Annotated in this window: 2 protein-coding genes and 1 pseudogene; 1 reads left to right on the plus strand and 2 read right to left on the minus strand. The window is 30.8% G+C overall.

Going from position 1 to position 6,871, the window contains the following annotated elements:
* Positions 1-413 precede the first annotated feature (413 nt).
* Together avs4 and B9Y87_RS21650 are read right to left on the minus strand one after the other, a co-directional pair.
* A complete protein-coding gene (avs4, locus tag B9Y87_RS22045; RefSeq protein WP_085501037.1) occupies positions 414-5,120 on the minus strand; it encodes an AVAST type 4 anti-phage nuclease Avs4 in 4,707 nt (1,568 codons plus the stop codon).
* Between the two features lie 215 nt (positions 5,121-5,335).
* The gene (locus tag B9Y87_RS21650; RefSeq protein WP_085501038.1) at positions 5,336-6,382 is read right to left on the minus strand and encodes a DUF4365 domain-containing protein; all 1,047 of its coding nucleotides are present in this window, start codon (positions 6,380-6,382) and stop codon (positions 5,336-5,338) included.
* Positions 6,383-6,577: 195 nt separating this feature from the next.
* On the opposite strand from B9Y87_RS21650, the pseudogene B9Y87_RS21655 reads away from it, so the two are divergent.
* Positions 6,578-6,871 (plus strand): annotated as a pseudogene (locus tag B9Y87_RS21655) (IS110 family transposase); the annotation flags it as partial.

Raw genomic sequence — 6,871 nt, forward strand, 5'->3', positions numbered from 1 at the left:
GTCTAAAACCAGGTGATCAAAAAAAGAAAAACCGCTTAGAGCGGCTTATTTGAGTTGGTAATTTTACATTTTACAGGCTTGTGCAACGGTTACCGTTGTTGGCAGCTGGTGATTATTATATCGCAGCGCTATGTGTAGTCCGCGATATTTTATGGAAATATAGTGAAAACCTTTTTTGGTTTTCGACGGTATTGGGAATAAAATGTGGCGGTCCAGATTACATATAGTGACTTGATATGTTGCGTTGGTTTCTTCCGTTAAGCGTCGTTCTTAGAAAAAGTACCCTTATCCTACGGTTTTATGTGATCTGACATAGCGCTGCGATGATGTTGCATTTCCCTTTGTGCGGGAATCGAGGTACGAGATGTAGCACATAGGGTCGACGTAGGAGAATGCAACATCATCTTTCATCTTTATAAGACACTTTCTCTCAGTAAATAACCGTGTTTAGAACCTCTCTCAATCATAAATTCAAGTATCGGAATAACTTTGTTTTTTAGTCTTATTTCTTCCTTAATTTTTTGTTTGTTAATGAAAATAAACTTTCTCATAAATCGCTCTAAATAAATTAAAGTATGTGATTCTAAGTCTTTAAGTTTTAGTAGGCTATTTTTTGAGGCAATATTGTAAATCCATTCAATGCCTTCTGTTTTAAAATTGCTTCCAATTGAATTTAACACTCGAGTTATCGAATATAGGACAGAAGGAATATGACCTATATCGTTTGCTACTTTAGTATAAAGTAATAAACTGTCACTTTTTAAACTATGCCATTCTTCTATTCCTGTAGTCCACCAACGCCATGCTAATAAGTAATTTATTATTATTTCTTTTAAGTGGTAATTACGAGGGTTTTCACATATTGTTATAATTTTAGGATACAAACTATTCCAAACATGCCAAAACTGCTCATATTTGCTTAGTTTATCTTCTGCGGAAATAAATTCACCTATTAATGAAGCAGCTTCTTCCGTTGCTTCAAAAGAATCAATAATTGGATTAAGATAGATATAAATGTCTTTTGTTTCTCTTAGTAAAATAAAAGATGTTAGTTTTTTGAAAATATGATTTCTTAAAACATAGATTTTAGTGTCATCGCCATATTCTCTATCATATTCTCTTCTGTCCATCAATAAACGAGAAGCTAACATGGGTAATGTTTTGGTGATAATCTCTAAATGAATACTGTCTTTTGTATTAGAAGGGATTAATTGATAAACAATTTCTAAATCATGTATGTCTAATAGGTCGATATCTGCAATATCAAATGATAATTTAGAAAAGGTAAAATCGTTAGTTTTTTTCTCAAATTCTTCTAATATTGAACTTTTAGGTATTCCTCTTCCAAATCCAATTTCTTTTCTTTTTTCAGATTCTATGCTTTTATAAATGGGTATGAGTTTTATGTAACTCAAAAATATTGCTTGAGCTTCTTTAGGCTTTTCTTCCCATAATTTCGATTCATGTATAGATTCAATCACATAATCACATATCCTTTTATAACTACCGATAGATGATTTATCGAACAATGCCATGAGCATAATTGAAATATAATCTTCTTTTTCATGTGAGAATTCTTGAATTAATTTTGGAATAGCATGAAAAGAAGCTTCAACTCCATCACTTATTTGATAAGTGTAATCATCAGAAAACAAACTTGATAAAGACGATTGAATTATTTCTTTACAGAAATTTTTATCTTCTTTAGACAGTATTTTTCCATGCTCAATAAACAATTTTGAACACACAAATGCAGGAATAGAATTATCGGACATTTTTATACCTCTTTTGCCTTTTTCAAGTTCATCGACTAATTGTTTAGTCTCTGATAGTGCCAAAAGTGGATTTTTATCATATTCTTCGTGTTTAGAGCTCTTATTTTGATTTCTTCCACCTATTAAAAAATCTGACCACGATCTTAGAAATGAATATTTAAAGGTTTCTTCAAAATCTATATTGGCTTGTATGCCTTGTTCTCTTAGCTCGTCTGAAAGCTCTTTTGGTTCAAACTCTATTAAAAGTTTATCATCAACTTGTTCTTTAACCTTAGCAGTTAAATTTCTTCTATCCATTCTTGCTAATAAAATAGTATACAAGTCTTTTTCTGATTTTGAGAATTTTGTAAGATTAGATTTATGTTCATCTATTATATTATATAATTTCTGAATAAACTCACTGTTTTCTTCTTTTGTAAATCCTTTTACACCAAACAATTGATAATTTAAAAACAATCTTTCTAGGTGAGAATTTCGATGTTCATCCTCACAAGCCTTTAGTCTTTCATCAGTATAAAGAATGTCTTTCGTTGTATCTAAACCATAGCCAATCGAACAAGTTGATTTAACTTGAAATTCACTAGAACTTCTACTTGTATCTAAATGATAAAATTCTATTGTTTTGAATAATATTAGAGCTATTTCATAGAATTTATCAGGTTTTGATAAGACTACACTACAAACTATTGAAGTTAATGAGGCAGATTTAGATTTACTGAGTATGTCTATTAGAATAGGCTTAAATTTTTCTATTGGGACTATTTTTGAAAGCTCTAATAAAAACTTCTCTAAAGCCATGTGAATACATTGTAAAATACTTGGCCCAGTAATTCCTCTATATAAGCTCCATAAAGTCCAACTTGTAAATTGTTTTATCTCTTGTCCGTCAATATATAATGTAATCTCATTAAGACCATCTTCATCATTGCTATTTCGTTGGAAATTTATTACTGCTTTATTTGTAAAATCAATTATAAAGTTGAGTGTGTCCCAAAAGGTTGTTTTTAATAACCAATTCACTGGTGTTTGATTTGCGCTAGCAGGGAAATAATCAAAACTATGATGCTTAGATATTAAACCATATCTGTTTTCAATACTATCTCTATCATATCCAAAATCATCGCGTTTTTTCTCTCGTTTTTGCCAAAATAAATTGCATAATTCAATAACTGATAAAGGAAGTGCTTTTATTATTTCCTTTGCTAAGTAGGGTTTAACTAAAATTTTAGAACACAGACCATGATAAGGATCATTATGATATATCCACTTATTTTTTAAAACTTTATCGAAAGTTTCTTTTAATTCTAACTTTATCTCGTTTGCGGCATTAAAAACTACTTCTAGTAAATTTTCTTCAGCCTTGTCGTGAATATAGAAGTTTTGTTCAGTTTCAGTTTTCTGAATAACAGTTAATGCTAGTAAACCAGAGTATCTAGTAGTTTCACCTTTTTTATTATAATTACACCAATCTGTCAAAAGAGGTAATACTAGATTTAAATTGTTATCAAAAAATTCAGCTTTATAGTTGTATATAAACGCAATAACCTCTTGCCAACCTTTACCCTTAGGTTTTATAATATCAATACTGTCGAAAGCAGAAATATCGGTACAGGCGATCCTTAAAAGGAATAGAATTCTTTTCAGGATTTCAAATTCATTAGCTATAATATCATTTTCAAAAAACTTAAAGAACGACTCAGAATAATCCGAAAGCAACACAGAAACTAATAACTCATCTTTCCAAAATTGAACAATTGAACTGTTACTAAAAGCTTCCTTGATAAAACCTTCAATTTCTTGACTATTATCAGACAACTGACTGGATAACCATAATCTGAATGCCCTTCGTATTGGCAACGAATTTCCTAAATCATCAAAAAAATCTTTAATATTTAAGTAGTTAGCGTATTTGCGAGAGACAATTTTATCTAATGTCCATTCTTCGTATATATCATGAGTAATGAAAAAACCATTATGAATATCATCATATCCAAGTATTTCATCTTGTGTTAATTGGAATAAAGCAGCTTGAGGTAAATCTTTAGCATTTATATAAAAGTGACCTGTCTCACATCTTTTTTCTGCAATATGAATTATACATCTTTCTCTTTCAATATGTAGGTTGTCTTTTTGAATAAGGTTGTTTTGAATTCTTTTTTTCCAGAGTAAGTCAATGAAAGAATTAAGGTTGCCTTTTTTATCAATATTTGAATAAAATTGCACATAATCACTTAGATAAAATAAGTTTCTAAGTCTTTCAATAAATTTATGGTTTTCAGGTAATGAGAAATCAAAATCGGTTGAAATAGCTTTTAATTCATCGATACTTATTAAAGGAATGTCATTAACAATAAATGATAATTTATAATTTTCTGTAATATGAAATGTTAAATCATTAAGGTAAGAATAACGAGTAGTAAATATTATATTCCACTCGGCCTCTTTTAGTTTTTGTATTAAAGTATTTAGAATATCGCTATTTGTGACTTCAGCAAGTTTTTCAGCAGAATCAATTACGAATATTTTAGTAGGTTCGTTTTGATATGCTTTAATAAACTGCGTAAAAGAATAATTGTTGTCGAATTTGAATAATTCATTGATATGATTAACATTCAATTCCGTTGCTTTAAAAATACAGATAGGAATTTTATTGTTTTGAAGACTGTAAAATTCTTTAAAAAGAGCAGTTTTTCCACAACCTCCTTCACCGGAAATAATAATATTTTCTTTCTTATTTGAAGCTTTTATAATTTTTTTAATAATCTTACTTCTGTCAATCTTTATTTTTTTATCACCGAAAGGGATTTCTGTTTGAATTGCTTGTAAAATATTCTTATTATGACTTTTAATTTCATCAATCAAACCTCCCTCATTTGGCTCGAGGCTAAAAAAATCATCGTAGATATATTTGTTTTCAGGTAACGATAATTGAAGCTCAAAATGGCTTGGTACACGCCACACCATTTCTAATTTTAGCTTTTTAGCTTCAGACTCAATATCGATTTGATATTTAGGTTTTTTTTGCCCTTTTTTTTTGCTTTCTGAGAACTCTTTATTCAAATAGAATAGAATCTTACTCAATTTGGGGTTTTCTCTTTTAGCTTTCTTAATTGACGAAATTATTTCTGATTTCTTACCCGAAATAGGAACTGTATAATATTTAGCCTGAAACCCATAATCCTCTCCATCTTTTACTAGAGGTTCTGTTTCTATTCCAGTTTGGTTTTTGTAACGGAATAATCCAATTCTATTTCCCAATTCAGCACAGAAAAGCAGATAAGACATTTGTTCAAATGCCCACTCTTCACGCTTATCATATTTTAAACAGAAAATATTCCAATTCATATTTCAACTAACTATTTTTTTTGATTATCCAAAAGTATGAGTTTACCACTTGCTGCCAACTTGTGCATATACGTGTATAACACAACGTTTACTGGCCCACAAAGGCCAATAACCGTGCAACTGCAACGTATTACCTTTTGAGCGATAATCCTTACAGATAGCTGTAAAACGGGCACTTTTTTTCGGATTAAAGGCTTGTGCAATGGTTACTTTTGTTAGCTGTTGTTTTTTACTAGCGTATTTGACGATTCTATTAAGTTTTCCACAATTATTTTTGCCACTTTGTACTCATCAATAATTAAATCAACAACAGACATCATCTGTTTTTTCGCAATAGTTAATGTTCTATAGTCTTCTGGGAATTTGGATAATGATTCTTGCATAAATTTCACTCCTTCAATTGCCCTATCAAGTGCAGATGGTAATGTTTCTACACTTTTCACATTTTTCTGAACATTTTCAATGTCCTGTGTTATCAAGAAATGAATCATTATTGCTTGTTCAAAGGCGAAAATTCCTGCCCCAAATGTCTCGGAGAATATTTGGCATTCATTTTCCATTCTTTTAGAAGCTAGATTGATGTTCTTAGCATAGGTGCCAACTGATGCGATTACTCTAGGAGATTTGAATGTTAAGCCAATTTCATTAAAATGTTTAAACTGCTCGTTACTTTCGTTCGACTTCAAAGTCAAAGATTCAAGTAACTCAATTGTTTTAATCGTTGAATCTTTTGAATCCTCTATACAAGTTGATTTTTCGGCTATGTCATATATGGTTTGTGCGTCAATATCTTCTCCTTTGAATATTTTAATAGATTGATACTCGTAATTATTATCAGTTAGCAATTCGGCTATCTTTTTCTTTGCCTTTATGTTTAGCTGATTTCTTTTAGGAATATCAATTTTCCACTTCTTCTTAGTCTTTTTGATAGTTCTCTCAGAAATTTCTATCCAGTAAGTTAGATTTGTTTCAGGTATATGTGCAATTAATAAAATTGGAATATCAAAATTCAACCAATAGTTATAATGAATATTGGAGATATAGTAAGTCAGTTTATCACTTGAAACTGAAAAATTTCCTTTTCCTGACTTTATTTGGAGTGCAATGAATTTTCCAGTTGGATTTCCATCTTCCGACTCCTCAATCAGAGCATCTATTCCAACATCTACAATTGGCTGTTCTCTAAAAATCCAATCGAATTCACGAAGAATAATGCCTTCAGTTGCATTTACTCCGAGTCTTTCAGTTGACTTATATCTCATAGGTTGATTTAAATAACAGCTAACGGTTTTGTATATGAAAAGTAGCGGATTTTACTCACTAACTTTTCGGATTATAACAGGCTTTTAATTTATTCATTTTCTTTTGATTAAGCGATTAAAACCGCTATTTTTTATAGCATCGATGAAAAAGCAGTAAGTCGAGTATCTTTAAATTATAGCTAAAACCTTAAAGATATGAACACTCAAATTACTGCCACACCTAAGTTATTCATTGGTATCGATATACACAAACGAAGCTGGAAGATTCATTGTTCCACGGACCTTTTTTCAGGCAAATCCTTTAGCATGGCTCCCGATCCGGAACTTTTACGGAAGTATGTAGACAAACATTTTGCAGGACATGAGGTCAATGTTGTCTATGAGGCCGGTTGCTGTGGTTACCATGCCCATCGTTGCTTTGAGGGTTATGGTTGGCGTTCAATGGTGGTGAACCCTGCCGACGTACACAGAAAGGGACGGGAACTCCAT

The organism is Arenibacter troitsensis (assembly GCF_900177645.1).
GTDB lineage: Bacteria > Bacteroidota > Bacteroidia > Flavobacteriales > Flavobacteriaceae > Arenibacter > Arenibacter troitsensis.

Bases quoted from the DNA above. Each gene is read 5' to 3' on its own strand.
- avs4 (WP_085501037.1), bottom strand. From the start codon at position 5,120: ATGAATTGGAATATTTTCTGTTTAAAATATGATAAGCGTGAAGAGTGG.
- B9Y87_RS21650 (WP_085501038.1), bottom strand. From the start codon at position 6,382: ATGAGATATAAGTCAACTGAAAGACTCGGAGTAAATGCAACTGAAGGC.